The organism is Janthinobacterium glycogeni, assembly GCF_051380725.1.
Taxonomy (GTDB): domain Bacteria; phylum Pseudomonadota; class Gammaproteobacteria; order Burkholderiales; family Burkholderiaceae_D; genus Janthinobacterium.
Genome location: NZ_JBNYXP010000003.1, coordinates 183618 through 198205, shown reverse-complemented (window position 1 = coordinate 198205; position 14588 = coordinate 183618). Strand labels below are relative to the sequence as shown.

Here is a 14588-nt window from a genome sequence, read left to right as displayed (position 1 = left end):
TTTGGCGTACCCGAGCCATGTTATGGATTTCTTCCCATGCGTTTTTTACGAAACTTTCCCTAACAGGATTTAATAATGACTTTTAAGCCAGCCCGCTTGCTGATCGCACTACTCGCCGTTGTCGCGGTACCTGTTTTTGCGCAAAATGTTGCCGTTGTTAATGGCAAGCCTATCCCATCGTCGCGCGTTGATGCAGTCGTCAAGCAAGTCGTCGCCCAAGGCCAGCAACCGGATTCGCCGCAACTGCGCGAAATGATCAAGAAAGACTTGATCGGCCGTGAAGTGCTGATGCAAGAAGCGGAAAACAAAGGTTTCGGTAAAGATGCAGCCGTCAAGCAGCAAATCGAGAACGCACGCCAGGCCATCGTCATCAACGCCCTGGTCGGCGACTACCTGAAAAAGAACCCGGTCAACGACGCTGAAATCAAGGCCGAATACGACAAGTTCGTGGCACAGACCGGCGACAAGGAATACCACGTGCGCCACATCCTCGTGGGCACCGAAGCGGAAGCGAAAGACATCATCGCCAAGCTGAAAGGCGGCGCCAAGTTCGAAGACCTGGCCAAGCAATCGAAAGATGCCGGCTCGGCCGACAATGGCGGCGACCTGGACTGGGCAGCCCCATCGTCCTTCCCGAAAGTGTTCTCGGACGCCTTCGTGAAACTGCAAAAAGGCCAGGTCACGGAAACCCCGGTGCAAACGCCTAACGGTTTCCACGTGATCAAGCTGGACGACACCCGCGCGGCAAAACTGCCGACCCTGGAAGAAGTGAAGCCACAGATCGCCGAAGCGCTGCAGCAAAAGAAACTGCAAGCGTATCAAGAAGAAATGATCAAAAAAGCGAAAGTTCAGTAAGAACCGACCTCCCCGGCGCCCTTTTCGGCGCCGGTCGTGTATTCTGCGCCTGAATGCGCACTGCGCGACAGTCGCGCATATCGATTTTTAGTATATTTATTAGGAATGAACATGATTTTGAAGCCAGCCCGCCTGATCTTAGCCCTGGTCGCCGTCGTCGCGATCCCTGCGTTCGCGCAAAACGTGGCCACCGTGAATGGCAAGGCCATCCCATCGTCGCGCGTCGACCAGGTCGTCAAACAAGTCGTCGCCCAAGGCAAGCAAGCCGATTCGCCGCAATTGCGCGAAGCCATCAAGAAAGACCTGATCGGCCGCGAAGTGCTGATCCAGGAAGCCGACAAGCAAGGCTACGGCACGCGTCCGGAAGTCAAGTCGCAGATCGACAATGCCCGTCAAAGCATCATCATCAACGCCCTGCTGGCCGACTACGTCAAGAAGAACCCTGTCAAGGACGCTGAAATCAAGGCCGAGTACGACAAGTTCAAGGCACAAGCCGGCGACAAGGAATACCATGCACGCCACATCCTGGTGGCCACCGAAGCGGAAGCGAAAGACATCATCGCCAAGCTGAAAGGCGGCGCCAAGTTCGAAGAACTGGCGAAAGTATCGAAAGACGGTTCCGCAGCCAATGGCGGCGACCTGGACTGGGCTAGCCCGGCTTCGTACGTGAAACCATTCTCCGACGCCATGGTCGCCCTGAAACCAGGCCAGGTCACGCAAACGCCCGTGCAATCGCAATTCGGCTTCCACGTGATCAAGCTGGAAGAAACCCGTCCGACGAAGCTGCCGGCACTGGAAGAAGTCAAGGGCCAGGTGGCCGAGTCGCTGCAACAGAAGAAACTCGCCGCCTACCGCGACGAACTGATGAAGAAGGCCAAAATCCAGTAAAAACGCCTGATATAAGCTACTGCGCGTCGCGCTTTGCGGCCTGCGATGCTCACCGCCTCGGCGGCCCCGTACTTTCGTACGGTTGCGCGTCTCGGCCACAAATCGCTGCCGCTCGCTACGCTTCTATCAGCCGTTTGGATGGCTGGACAAGAGCGCTCTTCGGGGCGCTTTTTTTACGCCTGAAAAAAGCGAGATGCGATGGATTTACATGCAGAACTGAAAGCCGCGCTGGAAGCGGTTGCCGACCCCAGCCGTGCGGCACCCATGCAGGCCTACATGCGCGACCAGTTCGTGTTCCTGGGCGTGGCCGCGCCGCAGCGCCGGCTCGCTGCGAAGGCCTTGCTGGCGCGCCTGAAGGGCATCGGCGCCGACGCCTTGCTGGAACACGCGCAACTGCTGTGGCAGCAGCCGGAGCGCGAATACCAGCACGTGGCGCTCGACATGCTGGCGCTGCACCGGCGGGAACTGGGGGTCGAACACCTCCCCGCCCTGCTCGGCCTGGCGCGTCAGCGTGCGTGGTGGGACAGCGTCGACGGCATGGCGGGCATCGTCGGCGAGGTGCTGCAGGCGGAACTGCAGAGCGGCGGCGACGGCCATGCGCACATGGACGCGGCCCTGCGCCATGCGGATTTCTGGCTGCGCCGCATCGCCATGCTGCACCAGCTGGGCTGGCGCGCCGACACGGATGCCCGCTGGCTGTTCGACGCGGCACTGGCGCTGGCCCACGAAGACGAGTTTTTCATCCGCAAGGCCATCGGCTGGGCCTTGCGCGATTACGCGCGCCACGCGCCGACAGAGGTACTAGCTTTTGCCAAAGAGCACCGCCAACGGCTCTCTCCCCTCAGCTACCGCGAAGCGCTGAAGCACCAGCCACCTTGAACGACTGACCACCCAGCAATCGCAGCGCCGCGTCGATGCGCGGCGCCGCATCCCAGGCCGGCACGGGCGCCAGCAAGCCCAGCGCCATCTGCCGCAGCGGCTCGGCGATCACCATGGCCAGCAGCAAGCCGGCCAGTTCCTGACCATCGTGCCCATCCTGCAGCAGCAGATGGCCGCGCGCGGCCTGGCGCTGCAACCACTCGGCCAGCAAGGCCGTGCCCCGCTCGATGCCGTTGCGCTGATACACGGCCAGCAGATCGGCGCGCGCGGGGAATTCCGTGCATAGCAGACGGAACAGGCCCACGGCGTCCGCCGTCAGCACGCGCGCGGCCATCGTCTGCAAGATATCTTTCAATAAGGGCAGCACTTCGCCGGATCCGGCCGCATCGTGCGCCATGGCCGGTAAAAAGGCGTCCGTCCAGCCGCGCACCACCAGGGCCACGAGTTCCTCGCGGTTGGCCGCGTATTGATACAGCGACTTCTTGGCCATGCCCGCGTGGCGCGCCACCGCCTCCATAGTCGTGGCTGCATAGCCTTCGTGCAACAGCAGCCAGGTGGCCGCCTGCACGGCCGCCTCGCGCGCTTCCTCGGGCGGGCGCGCCGGACGGCCCCGTCCACGCACAGTCTTGCTCTCTACTTCCTGCATGCCGGCTCCAGGCGTGATCGATGGCCAATTTTACACTGAAACATATTTAGGAAACGTTGTTCGTTTCTTTAATATATAATTGCTTCACCCAAACAAAGGAGAACGACATGACGAAGCATATTGAATTCCCATGGAGCATCACCGGTACGGGCGACTTGCTCGACCCGTTTCCGCTGCACCTGGAAACGGGCATCACACGCCTGGAAAATGGCTGCCTGCTGGTGGCGGCGCGCACGGAGCTGCACGGCTGCAGCGGACGCATGCTGGACTGGTGGTTTACGTTTTTCGAGACGACGCAACACATCAAGTGGTGGCACCCGCACGACCACGTGGCCCATCACGGCTGGAACAGCGCGTGGAAAAAGGGAGAGAGTTACCACGGGGCCTCTATCGAGGCGGTGGAATCCTTGGGCGACATTCCACCCGTGAAAGCCAAGCTGAAGTTCCATGATCCGAAGGAAGTCTTCGACCCGGTGCAGCTGCAGCAGGCGCGTGACAGCGGCGCCCTGTCGGCCGCCATCTGCGCGCGCATCGGCTTTGGCGAGCATGTACAACTGGACCCGCAGGGCGACCCGCTCGATGGCGAAATGCTGCACCTGACGCGCGACACGACCACGGGCTGCGTGCTGCGCAGCCGCTTCTTGCTGGGCCGCAATAGTCTGGACCCCGTGCGCGACGTGCCCGACGTGCTCGGCCTGAATTTGCTGCGCCATTGCTACAGCGAATTTACCTATCTGTCGCGCTTTTTACCATCGCTGTATTATGGCGAGCATGCCAACGGGGAAAAGGCGCCGCTGCCCTGGTAGACAGCCTTACAGCCGCTTGTGCATGCGCGCCAGCGGCAGTTTGATCGCGTTGGGCAAGTCTAGGTAAAAATCTTCCGTGACGGCAAAGCCGCTGGCCAGGTACAGCGGCACGCCGGGCAAGGTGGCGGCCAGTTCCAGCGCCGTAAAACCGGCGGCCCGCGCCTGCCGCTCGCAGTGGCGCATCAGCATGCTGCCCAGGCCTTGGCGCGCCGCCGCCGGTTCCACAAAGAAGGCGCGGATGCGGCCCGGCTGGCTGGCCGGGTCGAGCAACGGGTCCGGCCCGCTCTTGGCGCGATCGGCGCCGTACAGCGTGGCGCGCCGGCTCCAGCCGCCGCAGGCTAGCATGACGCCGTCGCGTTCGATGACGAAATACGTCCGGTCGGCCACCAGCTGCGTATCGACGCCGAATACGTGGCGCGTCACGGCCTCGGCCTGTTCCTGCGTATAAAATCCCGCGCTCAGCACCACGCCGGAACGGGCGATCAGCGCGTTCATGGCAGGCACATCGGCCGGCAGCGCCACGCGCAGGCGCGTCAAGGCGCCAAAACTGAACCACGCACGGCTGATGCGGCCTTGCTCCACCTCATAGGTCGCCGCCAGTTCCTGTGCCGACACCCCATCGTCCGTGTCGCCATGGACGATTTCATGATCGATCACCAGCTTGCCGCAGGCGATGCGGTTAAGCAACTGCGCATGGGGCTTGCTGGCGGCGAAGCGGGCCGTGAAACGGGGGCCGATCTGCGCGCCGCCTGTGGCCAGCAAGGTGTCGGGATGCTGGAATTGCTGTGCATCATCGGCATAGATGGCCAGCAAGGCGGACACGTCGTGGGCATTGTAGGCGTCCAGCTGGGCCTGGACGATGGCGGCGGGCGCGGCGTGCAGTAGGTCGGTCATGGCGTGGTTCCGTGGAAGATGGCTGATTTTATAACGTTTTCTTTGCCTCCTGCATTTTCCTTCCACAACGCGCTTGTGTGCGCGGTGGAACGGAAGCGTCTGCGGAGTAGCGCCAGAATAGCCTTTTATAGCGATGAGGCCGCCCCATGTCCCGACAACGATCGTCCGCCGCTCCCCTGGCCGGCCACGTCAGCGTGCGCGGCGCGCGCGAACACAACCTCAAGAACGTGGACGTGGACATCCCGCGCGATGCGCTGGTGGTGTTTACGGGCGTGTCCGGCTCAGGCAAGTCCTCGCTGGCCTTCGGCACGCTGTATGCGGAAGCGCAGCGGCGCTACCTGGAATCGGTCTCGCCGTACGCGCGCCGCCTGTTTCACCAGATGGCCGTGCCCGAAGTGGACCGCATCGACGGCTTGCCGCCCGCCGTGGCCTTGCAGCAGCAGCGCGGCACGCCCACCACGCGCTCGTCGGTCGGCAGCGTCACCACCGTGTCCAACCTGCTGCGCATGCTGTATTCGCGCGCGGGCGACTATCCGAAGGGCCAGGCGCTGCTGTACGCGGAATCGTTCTCGCCCAATACGGCGGAGGGGGCCTGTCCCGCCTGCCACGGCCTGGGCCGCGTGTATGCCGTCACGGAACGCTCGATGGTGCCGGACGACAGTTTGAGCATCCGCGAACGGGCCGTCGCCGCCTGGCCCACGGCCTGGCATGGCCAGAATTTGCGCGACATCCTCACCTCACTGGGCCATGACGTCGATACGCCATGGCGCGCGCTGCCGCGGCAGCTGCGCGACTGGATCCTGTTTACCGACGAGCAGCCCGTGGTACCCGTATATGCGGGCCTGACGCCGCAGGAGACCCGGGCGGCGCTCAAGGCCAAGCTGCCGCCCAGCTACATGGGCACCTTCACCGGCGCGCGCAAGTATGTGTTGCAAACGTTCGCCAGCAGCCCCAGCGCGCAAATGAAAAAGCGCGTGGCCCGCTACATGCTGGGCGCGGACTGCTCCCTGTGCCACGGCAAGCGCCTGCGGCCGGAGTCCCTGAGCGTGCGCTTCGCCGGCCGCGATATCGCCGACATGTCGCGCCTGAGCCTGGCCGCGCTGGCGGACCTGATGGCGCCCTACGCGGCCAGCAAGGCCAGGCTGCGCGATGGCAAGCGGCACCCGGAAAAGGCAATCGTCGCGCAGCGCATCGCGCAAGACCTGGCGGGCCGCCTGGACGTGCTGCTGGACCTGGGCCTGGGCTACCTGAGCCTGGAGCGCGGCACGCCCACGCTGTCGCCCGGGGAATTGCAGCGTCTGCGGCTGGCCACGCAGGTGCGCTCGAGCCTGTTTGGCGTCGTCTACGTGCTCGACGAGCCGTCGGCGGGCCTGCATCCTGCCGACACGCAAGCGCTGCTGCGCGCGCTGGCGCGCCTGAAGGCGGCCGGCAATTCGCTGTTTGTCGTCGAACACGACCTGGACGTCATCGCCAAAGCGGACTGGATCGTCGACGTGGGCCCGCATGCGGGCGAGCATGGCGGGAAAATCCTCTACAGCGGCGCGCCCGCAGGCTTGCGCAGCGTGGCCGATTCGCAGACGCGGCGCTACCTGTTCGAGCAGGATGCGGCGCCGCGACGCACGCCCCGCGCGCCTGCCGGCTGGCTGGAGGTCGCCGGCGTGACGCGCAACAACCTGCGCAGCCTCGATGCGCGCTTTCCCCTGGGCGTGCTGTGCAGCGTCTCGGGCGTGTCCGGCTCGGGCAAGTCCACGCTCGTCAGCCAGGCGCTGGTGGAACTGGTGGGCGCCGCCCTGGGCCAGGGCACGGCAACGGACGAGGTCGACGAGTCGCCGCTGGCGCCCGCGGCCGCGCCCACGGGCGGGCGCATCGCCGGCGGCCTGGAGGGCATCGGCCGGCTGGTGACGGTGGACCAGAAAGCCATCGGCCGCACGCCACGCTCCAACCTGGCGACCTACACGGGCTTGTTCGACCACGTGCGCAAGCTGTTTGCCGCCACGCCGGCCGCCAGGCGCCGGCATTTCGACGCGGGGCGCTTTTCCTTCAACCTCGGCAAGGGCCGCTGCGCCAACTGCGAAGGCGAAGGACAAGTCATGGTGGAACTGCTGTTCCTGCCCAGCGTCTACACCCCCTGCCCCGTGTGCCACGGGACGCGCTATAACGCGGAAACGTTAAAGGTCGAATACCGGGGCAAGGATATCGCGCAAGTGCTGCAACTGACGGTCGATGACGCGCTGGCCTTCTTCGCGGACGAGGCGGCCCTGGAGCGCCCCCTGTCCGTGCTGGCCGATGTGGGCCTCGGCTATTTGCGGCTGGGCCAGTCTGCCACGGAACTGTCGGGCGGCGAAGCGCAGCGGGTCAAGCTGGCCACCGAGCTGCAGCGCCCCCAGCGGGGCGACACCCTGTACATCCTCGACGAACCCACGACGGGCCTGCACCCGGCCGACATCGACCGCCTCCTGGCCCAGCTCGATACCCTGGTGGCTGGCGGCAACACCGTCATCACCGTCGAACACGATATGCGCGTGCTGGCCGCCAGCGACTGGGTCATCGACATCGGCCCCGGCGCGGGCGACGACGGCGGCGTCATCGTGGCCAGCGGCACGCCGGCGCAGGTGGCGAAAACACGGGCCAGCCGCACGGCGCCCTTCCTGAAAAAAGCCCTGCGATAAGCCTGTGCGCAGCCACGTTTGCTGAGATAATCACAACACATAGTTACAAAAACCGCCGCAGCGTCTTATGCGGCATCAATAAAAATCATCGCAGCAGGAGTAAAGATCATGAAATGGGAAGGCAATCGCGAAAGCGACAATGTGGAAGACCGCCGTGGCGAAGGTGGCGGCGGCGGTGGGGGCGGCTTCGGTTTTGGCGGGCGCTCGATCGGCATCGGCACCATCGTCATCGCCCTCGTCGGCTCATATGTGCTGGGCGTCAATCCCCTGACCCTGCTCAACCTGCTCAGCGGCGGTGGCGGCCAGGTCAGCACCCAGCAAAGCCAGGCCCCGGCGCGCCAGCCGCCCGAATCGGACGAGATGGCCCGCTTCGTGAAAACCGTGCTGGCCGATACGGAAGACACGTGGGGCGCCCTGTTCAAGGCCGAAGGCGGCAGCTATGTGAAACCCAAGCTGGTGCTGTTTTCCGGCAGCATCCCGACAGCCTGCGGCACGGGACAGAGCGCCAGCGGGCCCTTCTATTGCCCAGGCGACCAGAAAGTCTACCTGGACCTCGATTTCTTCAAGCTGATGCAGCAGCGCTTCAAGGTCTCGGGCGAGTTTGCCGAAGCCTACGTGATCGCGCATGAAGTGGGCCACCACGTGCAGAACCTGATGGGCTTGTCCGAGAAGGTCGACAATGCGCGCCGCACGGCCTCCGAGCGCCAGGCCAACGCCATGTCTGTGCGCCTGGAATTGCAGGCTGATTGCTTTGCCGGCGTGTGGGCATTCCACGCGAACGCCGACCGCAAGATCCTCGAGCAGGGCGACATGGAAGCGGCCCTGAAAGCGGCCACGGCCATTGGCGACGACGCGCTGCAGCGCCAGGCGCAAGGCCATGTCGTGCCGGACTCCTTTACGCACGGCACCTCGGAGCAGCGCGTGCGCTGGTTCAGCAAGGGCATCGAGAGCGGCCAGATTGCCCAGTGCAATACGTTCGAGGCGCGCCAGCTGTAAAGATCGGCCCCCGTGCCGCCCTGCGCGCACACGGGGGCGTTCCGTCTACTTCAAATCGATGCGCCCGTACTGCCCATGCGTCTCGTCATCCGGTCCGGCCGCATAGAACAACGTATTGACGGGCTGGCCGTTCAGTCCATTGCCAAAGGCGATGCCCCACAGGCCGTCGATCGCCAGCGGCGTGCCATCCGTCTTGAGCAGCACGCCAGCGGCGGTACCCGTGTCGGGGTCATAGGCATTGATCTTGCCATCGCCAAAATTCCCTATCAACAACATATTGCTGGCCGTGCCGAAATCGGCGGGCGCCAGCGCCATGCCCCATGGCGCATTCAGGGCGCCGCCGCTCACCAGCCGCTTGATCAATGTGCCGCCCGTGTCGTACACATTCACGATGCCGAGGCCGGCGCCGGCCTCTTCATCGTCGCCGCTGGCTTCCCGCTTCGCGTACGCGACATAGATGCGCTCGCCAATGGCCTGGATGCCGAACGGCGCATAGCCGGCCGGCAAGCCGGGGTCGCTGAATGCGCCAGGCAGGGCGACCCTGGCAAAGCTGGCATCGAAGACATCGACGCGCCCGTTGTGGAAATCGCTCGCATACAGGTAATTGGCGCCCGCGTAGCGCGAGATGGCCAGGCCCTTGTAGACGCTGCCGCCCGCGCTGCCATCGAACACGACCAGGGCCGTCGTCGGGCTGACCGTCGGCGACCACGCGGAAATAGTCCCGCTTTCGCTGGCGAAGATGAAGGGGCTGGGCGCCGTCACGCCGTTCTGGCTCAGCTTGAAGTCCTGCGTGCCGTTAAAGACGATACCCGTGGGCCCGGCCGGCGTGCTGACCACCAGCGATTGCGGCACGCCGTTGCCATCGTACAAAGTGGACTTCGCCGTGCCATTCGCCACCACCCAGACGAAGCCGCGCGGATTGAAGGCCACGCCCCAGGCATTGACGAGGTTGGGGTCCGTGTGCGCCGCCGGCAAGGCGGGCGTGTCCGACACCAGGCGGGTGGCCGCATAGGCGCTCACGGCCGGTGGATGGTGGTGATGGCCGCCGCCGCAGGCAAACAGGGCCGCGGCCAGTGCGATGGCGAAACCGGTGCAGATCAGTTGCTTGATGCGGTGCGTATCCATGGTATTCCCCCTCGGCGTGATGGACAGTATTGTGCTGCCTGCTTTCAGGGTAGAACCAGGCCATGGAGCATGCTTGAGGCGTGTCAAACGCGGCCAAGATAAGCCGTGTCAGGGTATGCTGACGTCGTAGCGCTTGCCCAGTCTTTTCAGCTCGCCCGTCTCGATCAGGCTGTTCAGCTCCTGGTCGAACTGCAGGCGCAGCTTGTCGAAAGCGGAAGAGCGGGGAAAGGCGAAATAGCCGTTTTGTATGTCGATGATCCTGGGCAAGGGTTTCACCTGGCGGCCATAGCCGAGACGGGCGATGACGGGGTCGGTATTGCGGCGGTTGCTGATAAACACGTCGACGTGGCTGTGCACCAGCATCTTCAAGCCATTTTCCACATTGTTGGCCACGCTGACCTGCAGGCCGGGCCGCACGCGCTCCCAGTCCGCGCCATAGGCCCAGCCATTGAGCAGCACCACCCTGCGGTTCTTCAGCGCGGCGTAATCGCCATCCCAGCCGAAACTGGCGTCCTGGCGCGTATAAAACACCATCTGGTCCTGGTAGAACGGCTTGTCGGAAAACGCCATGCTGGCGATGCGCTCGGGCGTCTTGTAGGGACCGATCAGGATATCGGCCTGTCCCTGCACCAGCATGGCTTGCGCGCGCGCCCAGGGCACCATGCGAAAACGCACGGTGTTGCCCGTGCGCGCCGCCATCAGGCGCAGCAGTTCGGCGCCCAGGCCAGCATATTCACCGCTGTCCTGATATTCGAACACGCGCTCGAACTGCGCACCCACAGCCAGCAGCTCGCGCGCCTGCAGGGGTGCGGCAAATGCCGGCCACAGCAGCGCCAAGGCCAGCAGGCGCCGCCCTGCTCCTTTCATCAGCCGACGATGCGCAGGGAGTAATCGGTGGCCCGCACATCCTTCGTCAGGCTGCCGATCGAAATGCGGTCCACGCCCGTCTCGGCGATGGCGCGCACGGTGTCGGCATTGATGCCGCCCGACGCTTCGAGCAAGGCGCGGCCGTTGGTGAGGGCCACGGCTGCGCGCAGCATGTCGTTGCTGAAATTATCGAGCAAGACGGAGACGGCGCCCGCGTCCAGCGCTTCCTGCAATTGCGCCAGGGTTTCCACCTCGATCTGCACGGGCACGCCCGCGTCGAGGTTGCGCGCGTTTTCCAGGGCCTGGCTGACGCCGCCCGCCGCCGCGATATGGTTTTCCTTGATCAGGATGCCGTCGTACAAGGCCAGGCGCTGGTTCTTGCCGCCGCCCACGCGCACCGCATACTTTTGCGCCAGGCGCAGGCCAGGCAAGGTCTTGCGCGTGTCCAGGATGGACGCCTTGGTGCCGGCGACCACGTCGACATACCGGCGCGTGGCCGTGGCGACCGCCGACAGCAGCTGCAGGAAATTGAGGGCGCTGCGCTCGGCCGTGAGCAAGGCGCGCGCCGGCGCTTGAATCGTGCAGACAACGCTGTCGGCCGTCATCATGTCGCCTTCGGCGTAATGCCAGGCGATGTCGATGCTGCGGTCCAGGCTTTTCATGATGCCTTCGAACCATGGCGCGCCGCACAGCACGGCCGCTTCGCGCACGATGACACGGGCCGTGACGATGTGGTCGGGCGGCACCAGCTCGCCCGTCAGGTCGCACTGGCCCACGTCTTCCAGCAAGGCGGCCAGCAGATTGCCTTCGAACGCACGCGCCAGGGCCGGGTCGAAAGGAGCGAAAGAATTAACGAGGGTACTCATGCTGGACCGATTCCTTGGAACAATGTGGTTTCTTTTGCCAGGTCCGCGCCCGGCTTGAGGCCCGCCTTCTTGGCGGCGGCGAAGTCGAGCATGCGGTTGATCGAGCGCACGGCCAGCTGGCCGACGGCGGGATCGACGTGGATTTCGTTGTGCATGTTTTCCAGCGTTTGCGCCAGGTTCAGCAAGCCGTTCATGGCCATCCACGGGCAGTGCGCGCAACTCTTGCACGTGGCGCTGTTGCCGGCCGTGGGCGCTTCGATGAAGCGCTTGCCCGGCGCGGCGGCGCGCATCTTGTGCAGGATGCCGTTGTCGGTGGCGACAATAAACGTGTCCGTGTCCATGGTCTGCGCCGCCGCAATCATTTGCGACGTCGAACCGACCATGTCGGCCAGGGCCACCACGTTGGCGGGCGACTCCGGATGCACGAGCACCTTGGCTTGCGGATACTCTTCCTTGAGCAGATCGAGTTCGATGCCCTTGAATTCGTCGTGCACGAGGCAGGAACCTTGCCACAGCAGCATGTCGGCGCCCGTCTCCTTCTGGATGTAGGAACCCAGGTGCTTGTCGGGCGCCCACAGGATTTTCTTGCCCTGCGCATGCAGGTGGGCAACGATGTCGAGACCGATCGACGACGTCACCATCCAGTCCGCGCGCGCCTTGACGGCCGCGCTGGTGTTGGCGTAGACGACGACAGTGCGATCCGGATGGGCGTCGCAGAAGGCCGTGAATTCGTCCACCGGGCAGCCGAGGTCGAGCGAACAGGTCGCGTCGAGGTCGGGCATCAAGACCGTTTTTTCGGGACTGAGGATCTTCGCCGTTTCGCCCATGAAGCGCACGCCGGCCACGACCAGGGTCTTGGCCGGATGGTCGCGCCCGAAGCGGGCCATTTCCAGGGAATCGGAGACGCAGCCGCCCGTGGCTTCGGCCAGGTCTTGCAGGTCGGCATCAACGTAGTAGTGGGCAACGAGCACGGCTTCGCGCTCGATCAACAGGCGCTTGATGCGCGTGATCAGTTCGGCTTTCTCGGCCGGGGACGGCGTCGCTGGCGTGCGTGCCCAGGCGTGGGCAGTGCAGCTGGCTCCGTCTTGTGGATGTTCGTACTCGACGGATTTGATGGCTAAAGTTTGCATGGCTGTGTCAAACAAGAACGGGATAGACCGGCACGATTGCAATGAAGCAGGTGCGCCGGAACGAATGGACCGCGGCGCGTCGGTGTGGTGCTGGGTGGCTGGCCTTGTAATGTCGGATTACGCTGCGCTAATCCGACCTACCCAACTGAGCGCTTGCATCTGACGTAGGTCGGATTAGCGCACAGCGCGTAATCCGACGCAACGTTAGCGTACAAATTAATCGATACCCTGGCTCTTGAGGTAATCCTCGTAATTGCCGCGGTAATCGACCACTTCATCTTCCTTGATCTCGATGATGCGGTTGGCCAGCGAGGACACGAATTCGCGGTCATGCGACACGAAGATCAGGGTGCCCGCGTATTTTTCCAGCGCGATGTTCAGCGATTCGATCGATTCCATGTCCATGTGGTTGGTCGGCTCATCGAGCATCAGCACGTTGTGGCGGCCCAGCATCAGCTTGCCGTACATCATGCGGCCCTTTTCACCACCGGACAGCACCTTGACGGCCTTCTTGACATCGTCGCCGCCGAACAGCAAACGGCCCAGGATCGAGCGCACGGCCTGGTCGTCGTCGCCCTCTTTCGTCCACTGGCCGATCCAGTCGGTCAGGTTCGTATCCTTGGCGAAATCTTCCGTCGGATCTTGCGGCATGTAGCCGACGTTGGCGTTTTCCGCCCACTTCACGCGGCCCTGGTCCGGCTGCAGGCCGGCGATGTCGCCCGCGATGCAGCGCAGCATGGTGGTCTTGCCGGCGCCGTTGGCGCCGATGATGGCGATGCGTTCGCCCGCTTCGACCATGATGCTGAAGTTCTTGAACAGCTGGCGATCAAAACCTTTCGAGATATTCTCGACTTCCACGGCCAGGCGGTGCAGTTTCTTTTCGCCGTCGAAACGCACGAACGGATAGGCACGCGACGATGGCTTGATGTCGTCGACCTTGATCTTTTCGATCTGCTTGGCGCGCGACGTCGCCTGGCGGGCCTTCGACTTGTTCGCGGCGAAGCGGCGCACGAATTCCTGCAGCTCGGCAACCTTGTCTTTCGCTTTCGCGTTGTTGGCCAGTTGCTGGTTGCGCGCCTGGGTCGAGGCGAACATGTATTCGTCGTAGTTGCCCGGATAAATCTTCAGGGTGCCGTAATCCATGTCGGCCACGTGGGTGCACACCTGGTTCAGGAAGTGGCGATCATGGGAAATGATGATCATGGTGGAGTTGCGCTCGTTGAGCACGTCTTCCAGCCAGCGAATCGTATTGATGTCCAGGTTATTCGTCGGCTCGTCGAGCAGCAGGATGTCCGGGTTCGAGAACAGCGCCTGCGCCAGCAGCACGCGCAGCTTCCAGCCTGGCGAGACATTGCTCATCGGACCTTGATGCAGGTCGATGGCGACACCGGCGCCCAGCAGCAGTTCGCCGGCGCGCGATTCGGCCGTATAGCCGTCGTATTCGGAAACTTTGCCTTCCAGTTCGGCCGCCTGCATGTAGTCGTCGTCCGTCGCTTCCGGATTCGCGTAGATGGCGTCGCGTTGCTGGATGGCGGCCCACATTTCCGTGTGGCCCATCATGACCACGTCGAGCACGCGCATGTCTTCAAACGCGAACTGGTCCTGGCGCAGCTTGCCCAGGCGCTCGTTGGTATCGAGCATGACGTTGCCGCCGGACGGGTCCAGGTCGCCGCCCAGGATCTTCATGAACGTCGACTTGCCGCAGCCGTTGGCGCCGATCAAGCCATAGCGGTTGCCGTCGCCGAACTTGACGGAGATATTCTCAAACAATGGCTTGGCGCCAAACTGCATCGTAATATTTGCTGTAGATAGCATGTGATATTGGGTCTTTATTCAGTTAAAACAGCTAGTTAAATACTTTTCTCCCATTATACAGCACCCACCCTCATCACTCTATAGTGGTCCGCCGAGGGGCGACCGGAGTCCATGCGGAGAAATAATGGCAAGAAAATATGATTGCCTCATTT

13 protein-coding genes are annotated in these 14588 nt (G+C 63.5%); 6 read left to right on the top strand and 7 right to left on the bottom strand.

The annotated features are described in order from the left end of the window. The first annotated feature begins 75 nt into the window (after positions 1-75). From ACQ4W4_RS09250 to ACQ4W4_RS09240, 3 genes are all read left to right on the top strand, one after another. Complete coding sequence (locus tag ACQ4W4_RS09250) at positions 76-855, top strand: peptidylprolyl isomerase (protein ID WP_436541720.1); 780 nt, start codon at positions 76-78, stop codon at positions 853-855. A 111-nt stretch (positions 856-966) separates the two neighbouring features. Continuing rightward, positions 967-1743: a peptidylprolyl isomerase gene (locus ACQ4W4_RS09245; protein WP_034756072.1), complete on the top strand. Its 777-nt coding sequence runs from the start codon at positions 967-969 to the stop codon at positions 1741-1743. 198 nt (positions 1744-1941) lie between these two features. Further along, positions 1942-2622, top strand: a complete 681-nt coding sequence (locus ACQ4W4_RS09240; protein ID WP_436541719.1) for a DNA alkylation repair protein — start codon at positions 1942-1944, stop codon at positions 2620-2622. Here the strand turns inward: ACQ4W4_RS09240 and ACQ4W4_RS09235 are convergent. Beyond that, positions 2585-3268 carry a TetR/AcrR family transcriptional regulator gene (locus tag ACQ4W4_RS09235; protein ID WP_436541718.1) on the bottom strand — a complete coding sequence of 228 codons (684 nt, stop codon included), beginning with the start codon at positions 3266-3268 and terminating at the stop codon, positions 2585-2587. The genes ACQ4W4_RS09240 and ACQ4W4_RS09235 overlap by 38 nt on opposite strands. A 107-nt stretch (positions 3269-3375) precedes the next feature. On the opposite strand from ACQ4W4_RS09235, the gene ACQ4W4_RS09230 reads away from it, so the two are divergent. After that, positions 3376-4074: a DAPG hydrolase family protein gene (locus ACQ4W4_RS09230; RefSeq protein ID WP_436541717.1), complete on the top strand. Its 699-nt coding sequence runs from the start codon at positions 3376-3378 to the stop codon at positions 4072-4074. Positions 4075-4080: 6 nt separating this feature from the next. On the opposite strand, the gene ACQ4W4_RS09225 is transcribed toward ACQ4W4_RS09230, so the two are convergent. Then, positions 4081-4968: a GNAT family N-acetyltransferase gene (locus ACQ4W4_RS09225; RefSeq protein ID WP_436541716.1), complete on the bottom strand. Its 888-nt coding sequence runs from the start codon at positions 4966-4968 to the stop codon at positions 4081-4083. 146 nt (positions 4969-5114) lie between these two features. Here ACQ4W4_RS09225 and ACQ4W4_RS09220 point away from each other — a divergent pair, with 146 nt between their 5' ends. Together ACQ4W4_RS09220 and ypfJ are read left to right on the top strand one after the other, a co-directional pair. Beyond that, positions 5115-7637: an excinuclease ABC subunit UvrA gene (locus ACQ4W4_RS09220; protein WP_436541715.1), complete on the top strand. Its 2523-nt coding sequence runs from the start codon at positions 5115-5117 to the stop codon at positions 7635-7637. A gap of 108 nt (positions 7638-7745) precedes the next feature. After that, the gene (ypfJ, locus tag ACQ4W4_RS09215; RefSeq protein ID WP_436541714.1) at positions 7746-8633 is read left to right on the top strand and encodes a KPN_02809 family neutral zinc metallopeptidase; all 888 of its coding nucleotides are present in this window, start codon (positions 7746-7748) and stop codon (positions 8631-8633) included. Between the two features lie 45 nt (positions 8634-8678). On the opposite strand, the gene ACQ4W4_RS09210 is transcribed toward ypfJ, so the two are convergent. The 5 genes from ACQ4W4_RS09210 to ACQ4W4_RS09190 form a co-directional block, all read right to left on the bottom strand. Beyond that, positions 8679-9758 (bottom strand): TIGR03118 family protein, encoded by a 1080-nt coding sequence (locus tag ACQ4W4_RS09210; protein WP_436541713.1) that lies wholly within the window; start codon positions 9756-9758, stop codon positions 8679-8681. A gap of 108 nt (positions 9759-9866) precedes the next feature. Further along, positions 9867-10625: a substrate-binding periplasmic protein gene (locus ACQ4W4_RS09205; protein WP_436541712.1), complete on the bottom strand. Its 759-nt coding sequence runs from the start codon at positions 10623-10625 to the stop codon at positions 9867-9869. Continuing rightward, complete coding sequence (gene nadC / locus ACQ4W4_RS09200; RefSeq protein WP_436541711.1) at positions 10625-11491, bottom strand: carboxylating nicotinate-nucleotide diphosphorylase; 867 nt, start codon at positions 11489-11491, stop codon at positions 10625-10627. The genes ACQ4W4_RS09205 and nadC overlap by 1 nt, the downstream gene beginning before the upstream one ends. Continuing rightward, a complete protein-coding gene (nadA, locus tag ACQ4W4_RS09195; protein ID WP_070218383.1) occupies positions 11488-12621 on the bottom strand; it encodes a quinolinate synthase NadA in 1134 nt (377 codons plus the stop codon). Before nadA ends, nadC begins: the two co-directional genes overlap by 4 nt. Positions 12622-12837: 216 nt before the next feature. Further along, a complete protein-coding gene (locus tag ACQ4W4_RS09190; RefSeq protein WP_034756044.1) occupies positions 12838-14436 on the bottom strand; it encodes an ABC-F family ATPase in 1599 nt (532 codons plus the stop codon). Positions 14437-14588 lie beyond the last annotated feature (152 nt).

Coding starts and splice junctions, on each gene's coding strand:
- ACQ4W4_RS09230 (WP_436541717.1), top strand. CDS start 3,376: ATGACGAAGCATATTGAATTCCCATGGAGCATCACCGGTACGGGCGAC.
- ACQ4W4_RS09245 (WP_034756072.1), top strand. CDS start 967: ATGATTTTGAAGCCAGCCCGCCTGATCTTAGCCCTGGTCGCCGTCGTC.
- ACQ4W4_RS09205 (WP_436541712.1), bottom strand. CDS start 10,625: ATGAAAGGAGCAGGGCGGCGCCTGCTGGCCTTGGCGCTGCTGTGGCCG.
- ACQ4W4_RS09225 (WP_436541716.1), bottom strand. CDS start 4,968: ATGACCGACCTACTGCACGCCGCGCCCGCCGCCATCGTCCAGGCCCAG.
- nadC (WP_436541711.1), bottom strand. CDS start 11,491: ATGAGTACCCTCGTTAATTCTTTCGCTCCTTTCGACCCGGCCCTGGCG.
- nadA (WP_070218383.1), bottom strand. CDS start 12,621: ATGCAAACTTTAGCCATCAAATCCGTCGAGTACGAACATCCACAAGAC.
- ACQ4W4_RS09220 (WP_436541715.1), top strand. CDS start 5,115: ATGTCCCGACAACGATCGTCCGCCGCTCCCCTGGCCGGCCACGTCAGC.
- ACQ4W4_RS09240 (WP_436541719.1), top strand. CDS start 1,942: ATGGATTTACATGCAGAACTGAAAGCCGCGCTGGAAGCGGTTGCCGAC.
- ACQ4W4_RS09210 (WP_436541713.1), bottom strand. CDS start 9,758: ATGGATACGCACCGCATCAAGCAACTGATCTGCACCGGTTTCGCCATC.
- ypfJ (WP_436541714.1), top strand. CDS start 7,746: ATGAAATGGGAAGGCAATCGCGAAAGCGACAATGTGGAAGACCGCCGT.
- ACQ4W4_RS09250 (WP_436541720.1), top strand. CDS start 76: ATGACTTTTAAGCCAGCCCGCTTGCTGATCGCACTACTCGCCGTTGTC.
- ACQ4W4_RS09235 (WP_436541718.1), bottom strand. CDS start 3,268: ATGCAGGAAGTAGAGAGCAAGACTGTGCGTGGACGGGGCCGTCCGGCG.
- ACQ4W4_RS09190 (WP_034756044.1), bottom strand. CDS start 14,436: ATGCTATCTACAGCAAATATTACGATGCAGTTTGGCGCCAAGCCATTG.